12 protein-coding genes are annotated in these 13,583 nt (G+C 73.9%); 8 read left to right on the top strand and 4 right to left on the bottom strand.

Going from position 1 to position 13,583, the window contains the following annotated elements:
* Nucleotides 1–3 precede the first annotated feature (3 nt).
* Nucleotides 4–1,140, top strand: coding sequence for a sensor histidine kinase (locus ACFVTR_RS01860; RefSeq protein ID WP_387034330.1), 1,137 nt, complete (start codon nt 4–6; stop codon nt 1,138–1,140).
* Complete coding sequence (locus ACFVTR_RS01855) at nt 1,137–1,838, top strand: response regulator (RefSeq protein WP_387034329.1); 702 nt, start codon at nt 1,137–1,139, stop codon at nt 1,836–1,838. The genes ACFVTR_RS01860 and ACFVTR_RS01855 overlap by 4 nt, the downstream gene beginning before the upstream one ends.
* Nucleotides 1,839–1,844: 6 nt before the next feature.
* On the opposite strand, the gene ACFVTR_RS01850 is transcribed toward ACFVTR_RS01855, so the two are convergent.
* Entirely contained in the window at nt 1,845–2,561 is a 717-nt protein-coding gene (locus ACFVTR_RS01850; RefSeq protein WP_387034328.1) for a response regulator, read from the bottom strand.
* On the bottom strand, nt 2,558–3,793 hold the full coding sequence (locus ACFVTR_RS01845) for a sensor histidine kinase (protein ID WP_387034327.1): 1,236 nt from the start codon (nt 3,791–3,793) through the stop codon (nt 2,558–2,560). Before ACFVTR_RS01845 ends, ACFVTR_RS01850 begins: the two co-directional genes overlap by 4 nt.
* Nucleotides 3,794–4,010: 217 nt before the next feature.
* Here ACFVTR_RS01845 and ACFVTR_RS01840 point away from each other — a divergent pair, with 217 nt between their 5' ends.
* Both ACFVTR_RS01840 and ACFVTR_RS01835 read left to right on the top strand, forming a co-directional pair.
* On the top strand, nt 4,011–4,730 hold the full coding sequence (locus ACFVTR_RS01840; protein WP_387034326.1) for a hypothetical protein: 720 nt from the start codon (nt 4,011–4,013) through the stop codon (nt 4,728–4,730).
* 128 nt (nt 4,731–4,858) lie between these two features.
* A complete protein-coding gene (locus ACFVTR_RS01835) occupies nt 4,859–6,082 on the top strand; it encodes an FAD-dependent oxidoreductase (protein ID WP_387034325.1) in 1,224 nt (407 codons plus the stop codon).
* A 211-nt stretch (nt 6,083–6,293) separates the two neighbouring features.
* Here the strand turns inward: ACFVTR_RS01835 and ACFVTR_RS01830 are convergent, their stop codons facing one another.
* Together ACFVTR_RS01830 and ACFVTR_RS01825 are read right to left on the bottom strand one after the other, a co-directional pair.
* Nucleotides 6,294–7,772 carry an APC family permease gene (locus ACFVTR_RS01830; RefSeq protein ID WP_387034324.1) on the bottom strand — a complete coding sequence of 493 codons (1,479 nt, stop codon included), beginning with the start codon at nt 7,770–7,772 and terminating at the stop codon, nt 6,294–6,296.
* A 117-nt stretch (nt 7,773–7,889) separates the two neighbouring features.
* The gene (locus tag ACFVTR_RS01825; RefSeq protein ID WP_387034323.1) at nt 7,890–9,284 is read right to left on the bottom strand and encodes an amidase; all 1,395 of its coding nucleotides are present in this window, start codon (nt 9,282–9,284) and stop codon (nt 7,890–7,892) included.
* A gap of 70 nt (nt 9,285–9,354) precedes the next feature.
* On the opposite strand from ACFVTR_RS01825, the gene ACFVTR_RS01820 reads away from it, so the two are divergent.
* The 4 genes from ACFVTR_RS01820 (at nt 9,355) to ACFVTR_RS01805 (ending at nt 13,498) form a co-directional block, all read left to right on the top strand.
* Nucleotides 9,355–9,990 carry a TetR/AcrR family transcriptional regulator gene (locus ACFVTR_RS01820; RefSeq protein WP_387034322.1) on the top strand — a complete coding sequence of 212 codons (636 nt, stop codon included), beginning with the start codon at nt 9,355–9,357 and terminating at the stop codon, nt 9,988–9,990.
* A gap of 120 nt (nt 9,991–10,110) precedes the next feature.
* The gene (locus tag ACFVTR_RS01815; protein WP_387034321.1) at nt 10,111–10,953 is read left to right on the top strand and encodes a class I SAM-dependent methyltransferase; all 843 of its coding nucleotides are present in this window, start codon (nt 10,111–10,113) and stop codon (nt 10,951–10,953) included.
* 65 nt (nt 10,954–11,018) lie between these two features.
* Complete coding sequence (locus tag ACFVTR_RS01810; protein WP_387034320.1) at nt 11,019–11,258, top strand: hypothetical protein; 240 nt, start codon at nt 11,019–11,021, stop codon at nt 11,256–11,258.
* Between the two features lie 86 nt (nt 11,259–11,344).
* Complete coding sequence (locus tag ACFVTR_RS01805) at nt 11,345–13,498, top strand: ATP-binding protein (protein ID WP_387034319.1); 2,154 nt, start codon at nt 11,345–11,347, stop codon at nt 13,496–13,498.
* The last annotated feature ends 85 nt before the right edge of the window (nt 13,499–13,583 follow it).

Here is a 13,583-nt window from a genome sequence, read left to right as displayed (position 1 = left end):
GGCATGACGAGCCCCGTCCGCGCAGTGTGGCGCTCGCCGGCCCCGACGCCGCCTCCGCCGCGCCGTGTCTGGCGCGACTGGGTGCTCGTCGGCATGCTGCCCCCGCTCGTGCTGCTCGAGGCGGCGGTGCGCCCCGAGGTGCCGTGGCGGTGGGGATGGGCGATCGTGCTCCTCGCCCTCGTGCCGACGCTGTTCTGGCGGCGCACCCGCCCGTTCACGATGCTCGCCGTCGCGTTCGGCGTCGGCACGCTCGTCTCGGTCGTGGTGGGCGGCGACCCCCAGCTCTTCACGACGGCCTACTTCCTCGTGCTCGTGTACTCGGTGCTGCGCTGGGGCAGCGGCCGCGCGATGGTGGGCGGTGCCGCGCTGGTGCTCGCCGGCACCCTCGCCCCGCTGCTCCTCGAGACGCCGTCGCCGTCACCGGTCGACCTCGTCGGCGGGCTCGCCGTCGTCGTCACGACGGGGTCGCTGGGCCTCGCGTTCCGCTGGCGCGCGGGTGCCCGGGCGCGCGAGCTCGAGCGCATGCGACTGCTCGAGCGCGAGGAGCTCGCGCGCGAACTCCACGACACGGTCGCCCATCACGTCTCGGCGATCGCGATCCAGGCGCAGGCCGGCGCCGCCGTCGCGGCGCAGCACCCCGACGCCGCGACCGAGGCGCTCCGGGTCATCGAGGGCGAGGCCTCGCGCACGCTCGACGAGATGCGGGCGATGGTGCGGGTGCTCAGGCGATCAGATGCCCCGGAGCTGGCCCCCGTCCCCGGCCTCGACGACCTCGGGCGGCTGACGAGCTCGCCGGCCGGCGGCCCTGCCGTGACGGTCGAGCTCGAGGGCGACACGGCGTCGGTGCCGCCGGCGATCGGCGCCGCGGTGTTCCGCATCGCGCAGGAGGCCGTGACGAACTCGCGCCGCCACGCGCACGGCGCCACCCGGGTCGAAGTGCGTGTCAGAGTCGACGGCGACGGCGTGCGGCTCGAGGTCCACGACGACGGTGAGGCCGTGGCATCCGGCCGCCCCGGTTTCGGGCTCACCGGCATGGCCGAACGTGCCGCCCTGCTCGGCGGCCGGTGCGAAGCCGGGCGGCGCGACGGCGGCGGGTGGACGGTGACCGCGGCGCTGCCGCGGGCGGGGTGGCCGACATGAGCGTTCGCGTGCTGATCGCCGACGACCAGCACCTCGTGCGCACGGGGCTGCGGATGATCCTCGACGCCCAGCCCGGCATCGAGGTCGTCGCCGAGGCGGCCGACGGCGACGAGGCGGTCCGGCTCGCGCGGAGCATCCGGCCCGATGTCTGCCTGCTCGACATCAGGATGCCCGGGACCGACGGCCTCGAGGCGACCCGCCTGCTCGCGGGGCCCGACGTCGCCGACCCGATCCCCGTCGTCGTGATCACGACCTTCGACCTCGACGAGTACGTCTACGGTGCGCTGCGCGCCGGTGCGCGCGGATTCCTGCTGAAGAACGCCGGGGCGGTGCTGCTCGCCGAGGCGGTGCACGCGGCCGCCCGCGGCGACGCGCTCATCGACCCGAACGTCACGGTGCGGCTCATCACCGCCTTCGCGGGCGAGGCCGCCGACCCGCCCGCCGCCCCGGCCGTGCCCCTCACCGACCGCGAGACCGAGGTGCTCGACGCCGTCGCACGCGGCCTCGGCAACGCCGAGATCGGCCAAGAGCTGCACATCTCGCTCAGCACCGTGAAGACGCACGTCGAGAGCCTGATGACGAAGCTCGGCGTGCGCAACCGGGTCGAACTGGCGATCTGGCGGCACGAGCAGCTGCGGGGCCGGGGGCCTGCCGGGCCGACGGGTGGCGGCGTCGGTGGCACCGCGCACGGCGCCTGACCGACCTCAGCGCGGCTCGCCGAGCCGCACGAGTCCGCTCTCGTAGGCGAACACGACCGCCTGCACGCGGTCGCGCAGCGCGAGCTTCGCGAGCGCCCGCGACAGGTAGGTCTTCACGGTCGTCTCACCGAGGTAGAGGTGGGCGGCGATCTCGGCGTTCGAGCGGCCCGCGGCGACCTCGCGCACGACGTCGCGTTCGCGATCGGTGAGGCTCGCGAGCAGCGTCGCGAGCCGGGGGTCGGCCTGCGGTGCGCGGGCGAACGACTCGATGACCCGCACGGTGACAGCAGGGTCGAGGAGGGCATTCCCCTCGGCGACGCCGCGCACGGCGGCCAGCAGCTGCTCGGGCGGGGCCACCTTCAGCAGGAAGCCGCTGACTCCCGCGCGCAGCGCCGCCGCGAGGTTCTCGTCGTCGTCGAACGTCGTCAGCATGATGACCTTCGTGGTGCCGTCGGCGACGATCTCACGGGCGGCGGCGAGGCCGTCCCGGCGAGGCATCCTGATGTCGAGCAGCACCACGTCGGGGCGGGTGCGCCGCACCATCGCGACCGCGTCGACGCCGTCGGCGGCCTCGCCGACGACCGTGAGATCGGGCTGATGCTCGAGCAGCAGGCGAAGCCCGGCGCGCACCATCGCCTCGTCGTCGGCGAGCGCGACGCGGATGGGGTCGGCGGGCGACCGCTCGCCGCTCGGCGCCTCGCCCTCGCGGTCGTCGTCGTTCATGCCGCTCCTTCCACCGGGAACTCGGCGCGGACGAGCCATCCGCCCGCGGCCGTCGGGCCGGCCGCGAACGCGCCGCCGGCCATCGCAAGTCGTTCGCGCAGTCCGACGAGCCCGTGCCCGCCGCTCGGCGCCTCGACGCCGTCGTGGCTGCGCGCCTGGCCGCCGTGGGCCTGGCCGGGGCCGTTCGCCTCGGCGCCCGGCCGGCCGTTCTCGATCTCGACCACGACCGTCTGCGGCGAGCGAGCGACCCGCACCGCGACCGCTGATCCCGGCGCGTGGCGCAGGGCGTTCGACAGCGACTCCTGCAGCACCCGGTACGCCGAGACGTCGGCGACGCGGGGCAGCGCGACGGCATCGCCCGACTCGTCGAGCGAGACGTCGGCCCCGGCGGCACGCACGTCGTCGACGAGCTCGCCGACCCGTTCGAGCGTCGGCGGCGCGGTCGGCGGGGCCTCGTCGGCCCGCCGCAGGATGCCGACGGCGGTGCGGAGCTCTGCGACCGACTCACGCCCGAGCCGCTCGATGCCGCGCAGCATCTCGATCTGCGGCGCGTCGGCGGGCATCGTCGCGCGCACGGCGCCGAGCTGCAGGGTCATGACGCTCACCGAGTGGGCGACGGCGTCGTGCAGGTCGCGGGCGATGCGCTGCCGCTCCTCGATGAGGAGGGCGTGCTCGCGCGCCTCGCGCTCGGCGTCGAGGGCCTGCGCGAGCCGTTCGGCGCGCACCGCCCTGGCGCCGGCGCCGCGCGCCACGGTGCCGACGAGCCACGACACCCAGGCGAGGCTCGAGAAGAACAGGTTCTCCCAGACGAGCGCGGCGAGGCCGGGGGCCGCAGCGGACTCGCCGGCCACCGCCCCGGCGTCGGGGGTGAGCGCACCGAGTGCGACGCCGACGGTCGCCATGAGCTGGGCGCCGAGCGGGGCGATCCACGAGCGGCGCGGCGGGCTGCGGTAGCCGGCCCAGCCGGGCAGCACGAAGAAGGCGAGCACTCCGACCCCGGTCGGGCCGTCGAGCCCGAGCGCCGATCCGAGCGGGAACAGCGCGGTGACGACGAGGCTGCCCGCGATGGGCGAGACGATCGCGAGCAGCGTGCCGGCCACGATGAGGGCGAGCACGAGGCTCGGGGCGAGCGGTGCCGCGCGGAACGCCGGATCGAGCGCGATCTCGACCCCGCCGATGACGGCGAACCCGGTGGCCGCCGCGGCCGGCACGATCCATCGCGTGGGGCTCACCTCGGCTCCTTCCGTGGGCGCCCGCGGGCGGGCGTGCCTCAACGCTAGGGGACGAGCTCGCCCCGCGGGTCATCCGTTCGAACGACGAGCGGATGCCACGGGGTCATCCTCGGGGGCGCACGGCCGGACCGTCGGGCGGCATCGCCCGTGGCATCCCGATTCGTACCGTGTTCTCGTCGCAGCCGGAGCTGCGGCATCCGAACGATCAGGAGACGCAATGACCACCGACACCCTCGCGGCCGACGCCGCACCGACCCCCGCCGCACCGACGCGCCCTGCGACGGCGAACCGGGCCCACCGCGCCCTCGCGATCGCCGGGGGCATCGCGCTCGTCGCCGGCCCGGCGATGTTCTTCGCGGGCCTCGCGACCTCGCCCGTGCAGCTCGGCGACGACAAGGCGAGCTACATCGAGTCCCTCGCCCGCGACCCGCTGCTGACCCAGATCTCGGCCGTGCTGCTGCACTACGGCAACCTGCTGATGGGCGCCGGCGTGCTCGCGCTGCCGTGGCTCGTGCGCGGGGTGCGCGGCGCGATCCCGACCGTGATCGGGGCCCTGATCGCCTCGGTCGCACTGCTCGGCAACTCGGGCTCGCTCTTCGCCGACTGGATGCACCTCGAGCTCGGCCGGATCCTCTCCCTCGAGGAGGCCGCATCGATCTCGGACGCCGTGATGGGGCATCCGATGTTCCAACTCAGCTTCGGCATCGCGCCGCTCATCGCCGTCGGCCTCATCTCGGCCGCGATCGGGCTCGTGCGGGCGGGCGTCGTCGGCTGGTGGTCGATCCCGGCCGTCGTGATCGGCCAGGCCGGGCTGCTGTTCCTGCCGTACTCGATCCCGATCCTGCCGGCGCTCGGAACGACCCCGATGCTGGCCGTGCTCGTCGTCGCAGGGTTCCGCGTGTTCGGCCGGGTGCGGGCGGCCTCGCGCGCCGCGTAGGGGAACCGCGGCGCAACGACCCGGTGACCCGCCCTCACGGCGGGGCACCGGGTCGCCGTACGCGCCGGCGGCGGACGCGCACTGTCACGCGGTACGCCCCGGCCCCGGCATCGGGCGAGGATGGAAGCATGCAGATCATCGTCATCGGCGCCGGCGCCTGGGGGCTGCCTGCCGCCGCCGAGCTCGCCGAGCGCGGCCACCGGGTCACCCTCATCGACCGCTACGGACCCGCGAACCCGCTGTCGTCGTCGCACGGGCCGACCCGCATCTGGCGGCTCGCCGACCCCGATCCCGCGAAGATCCGGATGACCCGGCAGAGCCTCGAGGCGATGGAACGGCTGTCGTCGATCGCCGGCGAACCGGTGTTCCTGCGACGCGGCCTCGTCTGGCGCGACTCGAAGGCCGCGCTCGACGCCTTCGAGTGGACGCTCGCAATGGAGGGCATCCCCCACCTGCGACTCGACGCCGACAAAGTCGGCGCCCGCTTCCCCGGGCTCGTGCCCGACGGCCGCGGCGCGATCTACACCTCCGAGGCGGGCCCGGTGCTCGCCGACATCTCGCTGCGCGCGCAGCTACGGCGCTTCGAGCGGACGGGCGGCACGCTGCGCATCGCGCACGTCGTCGACATCGAGGCGGATGCTTCGGGCGACGGCCCGCGCCGGGTGCACCTCGCCGGGGGCGAGACGCTGGACGCCGACGCGCTCGTGGTCGCGCCCGGCCCCGGGGCCTCAGCACTGCTCGAGCGCCTCGGGCTCGACGTGCCGCTGCGTCCGCATCTGGAACAGGTCGTGCACGTCGCCGACCCGGCGCAGCCGTTCGACGAACTGCCCGACCTCATCGACATCGCCACCCCCGAGCGACCGACGCTCTACGCGATGACCACGCCGGGCGTGGGCTACAAGCTCGGCCTCGACGCACCGCTGCGCGACGCCGAGTGGGGTGTCGACGACGACCGCACGCCCGACGCGGAGCGCACCGCGTTCCTGCTCGGCTACGCGCGCGAGGTGCTCGGCATGCAGGGCGCTGAGGTCGTCGACGCGAAGGTCTGCACCTGGACCGACTCCCCCGACGGCCGATTCGTCATCGGCACGCCGCTGCCCGGCGTCACCGTCGCATGCGGCGACTCGGGAGAGGGCTTCAAGTTCTCGGCGCTCATGGGCCTCGTGCTCGCCGACCTCGCCGAGGGCGCGACGCCACCGGTCGACCTCGAGCCCTTCCGCTTCGACCGCTTCGCCGGCGACGACGCCGCTGCCGGTGGCGGCGGGGCGACGGCCGCACGCGCGTCGCTCGCCGCGCCGACGTCGATCGGCGGATCGCCGGCGAGCGGTGCATCACCGGAGGCATCCGCCTGACGCACGCCCGCGTCGCGCGCGACGAGCGGCCCTCGCGCGCGACCGGCGTCGGAGGGAGGTATCCCCCGTCGACACCCCGGTACTTCGGTACTTCGGTACCGAAGTCGCGAAACGGAAGGTCCCGAACCGCGTTGGCGCCGCACACCCGAAGCCGGCGCGCCGGACCGACGCGGCGCCGCCCGACGGTGATCCGAGGCGGCGCCGCGGACGGCTAGCGCCCGGTGTCGCTCGGCACCGCGTCTGCGTCGGCCTCGGCACCCTCCGCGCCGGCCGCCGCGCCGAGCCGCCGGGCACGCAGCACGCCGACGACCGCCGCGACGACGAGCGAGAGCATGAGCGCCCAGTTCACCCAGTCGTTGCGTCCGGTGAGCAGTTCGAGGTTCGTCACCATGAGCACGAGCCCCACGAGGAGGCCGACCACGCCGAGGAGCGGCGCCACGAGCACGCGGAACACGCCGTGCCCGCGCCGGTCGCGCGAGAAGAAGCGGATCACGGCGACCATGCACACCGCCTGCAGGGCGACCACGCCGACGATGCCGACGCCGTTGGTCCACAGCAGCAGCACGAGGTACGGATCGGCGCCGAAGGTGACGGTGAGCGAGATGAGCATGAGCGAGACGATCGTCGTGACGAGGCTCGCCCGGGCCGGCGACCGGTAGCACGAGTGCGTGACGCCGAGCCGCGCGGGCAGGAACCCGTCGCGCCCGAGCGAGAAGAGGTAGCGCGATGTCGCGTTGTGGAACGCGATGGTCGCGGCCAGGATGCTCGTGACGATGAGCAGGCCCATCACGATGCTCGCCCATGTGCCGAGGTACGACTCGGCGAGCATGAAGTACAGCCCCTGGAACACGTCGGAGAGCGAGTACTCGACGAGCCCGTCGACGCCGAGCGCGGCGACCGCGATCCAAGCGATGAACGCGTAGAAGACGGCCAGGAACCCGACGGCGAAGTACGTCGCACGGGGCACGGTGCGCTCGGGCCGACGCGCCTCCTCCGCGTAGATCGCGGTGCTCTCGAAGCCGATGAACGCGCCGAGGGCGAGCACGAACATGCCGCCGCTCGCGAGGTTGAACACGTTGCCGGGCGCGAACGGCTCGATCGAGAAGTTCGCGGTGCCCTCGGTCGCGAGCACGGCGACGGCGATCACCGCGAGGATGAGCACCTCGAGGATCATGAGCACGGCGAGCACCCGCGCGCCGATGTCGATCTGCCGGTAGCCGAGCACCGCGACGACGGCGAGCCCGGCGAGGGCGTACACCGACCAGTGCAGCTCAATGCCGAGCATGGGGTTGAAGGTGGTCGCGGCGTAGAAGCCGAGGAACCCGTAGAAGCCCGCGCAGATGAGGGCGTACGAGAGCAGGGCGACGAGCGCGGCGGCGCCGCCCGCCGATCGGCCGAGTCCTCGGCCGATGAAGGCGTAGAACGCGCCCGCATTGCGCACGTATCGGGCGAAGGCCGTGAAGCCCGCGGCGCACAGGATGTACACGATGCCGCTGAACAGGTAGGCGCCCGGCGCGCCGATGCCGCCGAGCCGGAACGCGAGCGGGGCGGCGCCCGCCATCACGGCGAGGGGCGCTGCCGCGGCGACCACGAAGAAGAAGATGTCGAAGGTGCCGAGCTTGCCGCGGGCGAGTCCGCCCGAGCGGTCGTCGGCGGTCGGCGTGGGGGTGGGGGTGGGGGTCGAACTCATCGGTGCTCCTCGTCAGCGACGGTGGTGACTGCAGGGGGGTAGAGCGGGTGGATCAGGTGATGCGGGTGGATCGGAGGGCGGCCTGGGGCGGGCAGGGGGCCGCCCCGGCCGGGAGGCTCACATCGCCGGCCACCAGGCGGGGTCGGTCCAGAGCGCGAGCTCCTGCTCGAGCGCCGCGCCCACGCGGAACACGGTTGCGTCGTCGTAGCTGCGTCCGACGATCTGCACGCCGGTCGGCACCCCGTTCGGCGCGCGGCCCGAGGGCACGGCGAGCACGGGCACGCGACCGATGACGTTGAACGGCAGCGTCATGAGCTTCGAGAAGATCGCGGTGCTGTCGGTGCAGGGCTCGTCGGCGGCGAGGCCGGTGGTCGCGATCGTCGGGCAGACGAGCACGTCGTATCCCGTCATGAGCTCGGCGAACGGGCGGTAGAAGGCCGACTCGGCGACGAGTCCGCCCACGTAGTCGCCGCCGGCGGCGGCCTGCGCGGCGAAGGCGCGGGTGTACGGCATGAGCTGATCGGCGCGAGCGGGGTCGCCCTCGGCGATCGACTCGATGAACGGGCCCATCACCGCGCCGAAGTGCGGCCAGGCCGTCTCGAGCGTGCGCTCGGGCCCCCACGGCAGTTCGACGAGGTCGACCGTGGCGCCCGCGGCGACCAGCGCGGCGGCGGCCGAACGGGTGTTCGCCTCGACGACCGGGTCGACGTCGTAGCCGCCGAGGTCGAGGCAGAGGGCGACGCGGACGCCGTCGAGCGGGGCGGCGACCCCTGAGACGGTCGCGACCTCGCGGAGGGAGGCGGCGTCGCCGACCCACGGGCCCGAGATCACGTTCTGCAGCATGGCGACGTCGGCGACGCTGCGACCCATCGGACCGTCGGCGCAGTAGGTGTCGGAGTTGAACGGCGCCATGCCGGGCACACGGGCGAACGGCGGCTTGAAGCCGACGACGCCGCAGAACGACGCGGGGATGCGGATGGACCCGCCGATGTCGGAGCCGGTCGCGAGCAGGGTCGACCCGGCCGCGAGCACGGCGCCCGAGCCGCCCGAGGAGCCGCCGGGGGTGAAGTCGGGGTTCCAGGGGTTGCGGCTGACGCCCCAGAGCTTCGAGTGCGTCACAGGGGCGCAGCAGTACTCGGGGGTCGTGGTGCGGCCGTGCACGACGGCGCCGGCCGCCTGGATCCGCTCGACGATCGGGTGGGTCTCGTCGGCGATGTTGCCGCGTTCGAGGAGGCATCCGTCTTCGAGGAGTCGGCCTGCGATGGGCTGCTCGTCCTTGAGCATGAGCGGGATGCCCTCGAGCGCGCGGGGCGCGTCGCCTGCGGCGAAGCGCGCCTCGGACACGACGGCCGCGGCGCGCGCCTCGTCGATCCACTGCTCGGTCACGGAGTTGATGACCGGCTCGGTCGCCTCCGTTCGGGCGATGACCGATTCGAGCAGGTCGACGGGCGAGAGTTCGCGTCGTCGCATCAACTCGGATGCCTCGGTGGCGGTGAGCCGGAACAGTTCCATCTGGTGGTGCCTTTCGCGCTTCCGTACGTCGTACGGATCCGTACACTGTACGGACGATACTGTTGCACCCATGGCGTCCCGTCAAGAGGCATCCCGCACGAAGACCCCACCGCGCAGGACCGTGAGCCGCGACGACCTCACCGAGGCCGCGATCGCGCTCGTCGAACGCGACGGGCTCGACGCCCTGACCATGCGCCGACTGGCCGCCGAGCTCGACCGGGCGCCCATGAGCCTCTACACGCACGTGCGCAACCGCGACGACCTCGTCGACGCGATCGTGGCCCGGCTCATCGAGCGCCTCGGGCTCCACGAGGTCCCCGGCGATTCCTGGCAGGACGCGGTGCGACGCACCCTGCGCTCGTACCGCGACCTCGCGGTGCAGCTGCCGCACAGCTTCGAGCTGCTCGCCCTCGCCCCGTACGACACCTCCCCCGTCGCGCCGCACCTCGCCGGGGTCGTCGCGAGCCTCGAACACGCTGGGCTCGGCCCCGCCGAGGCCCGTCAGATCCTCGGCATCGTCGACGCCTACGCCACGGGGTTCCTCGTCGTGTGGGCGCGCAGCCAGGCCGCGGCGCGCCCGGCGGGAACCGGCGCCCCGCCCGAGGTCACCGGCATGCGCGAGCTCGAGACCTTCGACCAGGGTCTCGAGGCCCTCATCGCGGGGCTCGACGCGACCCTCGTCGGGACGACGCCGGCCGACGCGTAACTCGGCCCCCACGCCGCGGGGCGGCGAAGCTCCGTGCTGATCTCCGTGCGCTGCACGGATGCGGCAGGCACCGCCCGCAGCGACACTCGCTCCAACGTCATCACCGACAAGGAGCACGACATGACCGACACCACCGCGACCACGGCCTCCGACGCCGACCGCGAACTCAAGGCCCGCCACCGCAGCATGTGGGCGTCTGGCGACTACCCGACACTCGCCGCCGACCTCATCTGGAGCCTCGGGCCGCGCCTCGTCGCCGCCACGGGGATCCACGACGGCGACCGGGTGCTCGACATCGCCGCCGGCAGCGGCAACGCGTCGATCCCCGCCGCCGAGCGCGGCGCCGCGGTCGTGGCGAGCGACCTCGCCCCCGAGCTCTTCGCCGTCGGGCGCCGCACGGCGGCCGAAGCCGGTGTTGCGCTCGAGTGGCGCGAGGCCGACGCCGAGGACCTCCCGTTCGAGGACGCCGCGTTCGACGCGGCCGTCTCGTGCGTCGGCATCATGTTCGCGCCGCACCACGAGGCCGCGGCGAGCGAACTGCTGCGGGTCGTTCGGCCCGGCGGCCGGATCGGCCTGCTGAGCTGGACGCCCGAAGGATTCATCGGCCGCATGTTCGGCGTGATGAAGCCGTTCGCGCCGCCGCTGCCCGAGGGCGCCACGCCCGCGCCGCGATGGGGCGACGAGGCGCACGTGCGCGAATTGCTCGGCGACCAGGTCGACGACGTGGTCGCGGTGCGCGAGACCGTCGCGATCCCCCGGTTCTCGAGCGGCGCCGAGTTCCGCGACTACTTCAAGTCGCACTACGGCCCGACGATCGCGGTGTACCGCCGCATCGCCGACGACCCCGATGCCGTCCGCGCGCTCGACGACGCCCTCGCCCTGCTCGGCGACGAGCAGATCGCGGGCGACGCGAACCGCACCCTCGAGTGGGAGTACCTGCTCGTCACCGCGACCCGGCGCTGAGCCGCCGTGCCGCGCACCTCGATCCGCACGAAGGAACCACCGTGAATCTCAGCGAGCATCACCAGATGCACGACCTCAACCTGGCCCGCGAGGCGACCCTCGCCGGCCGCCTCGAGCAGCGCCGCGTCGCGCTCGAACGCATCGCCGAAACGCGCGCCGCCGCGGTCGCGCGACGACGGCCGGATGCCCCGGCGCTGGCCTCGTCCGGCGCACCGGCCCGCTCGGGCCTCCGCGGCCTCCGCGCTCTACTCGACCGGCTCGGCCACGGCTGGCCGCCGGCGAGCGGCCCGCGACCGGCCCACTGAGCCGGCGACTCCACGCGACGGGCGGGCGGCATCAGTACAGGGTGAGCACTGATGCCGCCCGCCTGTCGCGCGTCGAAGATGTCACCGTGTCGAACCCCCGTCTGACACCCCGTGAACGCGCCGTGCTCGCCGCCATCGAGCGACGGCTGAACAATCCCGAGATCGCGAGCGAGATGTTCATCTCGGTGCGCACGGTCGAGAGCCATGTCGCGAGCCTGCGCCGCAAGCTCGCCGCCGAGACGCGCGCCGAACTCATGGCGGCGTCGATCGCCCTGCGCGAGACCTCGGTGCGGGTGCCCGACGACGCCTTCGTCGGGCGCGACGCCGACCTCGATCGTCTCGGCGCGGCCGTCGACGGACGGCACTGGGTCACCGTGACCGGCCCGGGCGGGGTCGGCAAGACCCGGCTCGCCCTCGAGTTCGCCCGCTCGTTCGCGGGTGCGCCGGTCGTCGTCGAGCTCGAGCACGCGGAGCCCGTCGACGTCGTGGCCCGCATCTCGCGGGCGCTCGACCTCGAATCGACCCCGGGCATCGACGCGCTCGGGGCCGTCGCGACCTCGCTCGGCACCCGCCCGTACCTGCTCGTGCTCGACAACGTCGACCGGGTGGGCGCCGCGGTCGGCGAGGTGGTGGCCCGGGCGAGCGCGCTCGCGCCCGAGCTGCGGGTCCTGACGACCTCGCGCACACCGATCGGCGATGCGGGCGAGCAGGTCGTCGCCCTCGCCCCGCTGCAGGTCGACGGCGCCGACTCGCCCGCGGTCGCCATGTTCCTCGAGCGCCTCGGCCCCGGCGCAGTCGCGGTGCCGCCGAGCGAGGCCGAGCGCGAGCAGGCCGCCCGCATCTGCGCGCGGCTCGACGGACTCCCCCTCGCGATCGAGCTCGCGGCATCCGTGGCCCGTCATCTCTCGCTCGCCGAGCTCGCCGAACGCCTCGAGCGCGACTTCGCGACGCTCGATCGCGCCGCGCCGGGCGGACGGCACCGCACCCTCGAGACCGCGTTCGAGTGGAGCTGGGACCTGCTCGACCCCGACGAGCAGGAGGTGCTGCGCCGACTCGCCGCCCTGCCGCGCACCTTCGACATGGACCTCGCCCTCGCGGTCACCCACCCGGGCGCCGACGGCACCGTCGTGCGGCTGCTCGACCAGTCGCTCATCGTCGCGATCGGGGGCTCGCCGCGGCGGTTCCGGCTGCTCGAGGTGCTGCGCGACTTCGTGCGCGCCCGCACCGACGAGGTGCTGGCCCACGAGGTGCTCGAGCGGCATGCGACGTTCATCGAGGCGATCGTGGTGCCGTTCGCGAACCGTGCGCGACTCGACGACAGCCTCGACGCGATGCACACCTCCGAGATCCTCTGCCCCGAGGTGAACGCGGCGGTGCGATGGGCGCGGGCCACGAGGCATCCGAGCGCCCTCAACCTGGCGTCGTCGCTCGGCATCGGCATCGAGCAGTACGGTTCGGACGTCGACAGCGTGCGCACGCTCGCGGCGGTCGCGCACGACGCCGAGGTGATCGTGGATGCCACGCCGCAGCAGTTGCTCGCACTGGGGACCGCACTGACGTTCCTCGACCTCGACGCCGTCGCCGAGCTCGCCGAACGCGCCCTCGAGATCGCGGGCGACGACCGCGAACGTCTCGCCGCGCTGCACCTCGCCGGCATGGCGGCGGCGTACCTCGACGACGAGGCGACCGCGCTCGCACGGCTCGGGGAGGCCGAGGAGCTCGCCGAGGCACTCCTCGACCGCTGGGAGCTCGCGGCGACCCGGCAGATGCGCGGCGTGGCCCTCCGGCGCGATTCGCCCGAACTGGCGATGGTCGACTTCGCGGCCGCGATGCACGACTACGGGCGCGCGGGCGACGCGATGCACGTCAACAACGCGCGGTACATGATGGCGCTGACCGCGGCCGAGGCCGGCATCGACCTCGACCGGGCGGTCGAGCTCGCCGCCGAGTGCGTCGACTATGCGCGGGCGTCGCACAACGAGCACGAGCTCGCGCACGCCGCGATGGTGCAGCAGCTCATCGGCCGCGCGGACCCGGCGCTCGAGCTCGACGAGCTCGCGCACGAGTTCCAGCGGTTCGGCGACGCCCGCTGCTGGATCCGCACGTTGCTGATGCAGGCCGAGCGCGGGCCCGAGGCCGATCGCCGCGACCTCCTGCGCGAGGCGCTCGACCTCGCCCGCGCGGTGCACGATGAGCGTCGCGAGGCGATGATCCTCGAGCAGCTCGCGGTGACGGGCTGAGGGCCGGCATCGTTCCGCCGCCCTTCCGCGTTCGGCCCCGAACTGCTACCGTCGTCGCGATGGGTACGCTGATTTACTCCTGAGT

Source organism: Agromyces sp. NPDC058126 (assembly GCF_042884595.1).
In the GTDB taxonomy this organism is placed as follows: domain Bacteria; phylum Actinomycetota; class Actinomycetes; order Actinomycetales; family Microbacteriaceae; genus Agromyces.
Note: the sequence above shows the minus strand (reverse complement) of the source record. Positions and strands in the feature narration are given on the sequence as shown.

Coding starts and splice junctions, on each gene's coding strand:
- ACFVTR_RS01855 (WP_387034329.1), top strand. CDS start 1,137: ATGAGCGTTCGCGTGCTGATCGCCGACGACCAGCACCTCGTGCGCACG.
- ACFVTR_RS01835 (WP_387034325.1), top strand. CDS start 4,859: ATGCAGATCATCGTCATCGGCGCCGGCGCCTGGGGGCTGCCTGCCGCC.
- ACFVTR_RS01860 (WP_387034330.1), top strand. CDS start 4: ATGACGAGCCCCGTCCGCGCAGTGTGGCGCTCGCCGGCCCCGACGCCG.
- ACFVTR_RS01825 (WP_387034323.1), bottom strand. CDS start 9,284: ATGGAACTGTTCCGGCTCACCGCCACCGAGGCATCCGAGTTGATGCGA.
- ACFVTR_RS01840 (WP_387034326.1), top strand. CDS start 4,011: ATGACCACCGACACCCTCGCGGCCGACGCCGCACCGACCCCCGCCGCA.
- ACFVTR_RS01830 (WP_387034324.1), bottom strand. CDS start 7,772: ATGAGTTCGACCCCCACCCCCACCCCCACGCCGACCGCCGACGACCGC.
- ACFVTR_RS01820 (WP_387034322.1), top strand. CDS start 9,355: ATGGCGTCCCGTCAAGAGGCATCCCGCACGAAGACCCCACCGCGCAGG.
- ACFVTR_RS01815 (WP_387034321.1), top strand. CDS start 10,111: ATGACCGACACCACCGCGACCACGGCCTCCGACGCCGACCGCGAACTC.
- ACFVTR_RS01810 (WP_387034320.1), top strand. CDS start 11,019: ATGCACGACCTCAACCTGGCCCGCGAGGCGACCCTCGCCGGCCGCCTC.
- ACFVTR_RS01850 (WP_387034328.1), bottom strand. CDS start 2,561: ATGAACGACGACGACCGCGAGGGCGAGGCGCCGAGCGGCGAGCGGTCG.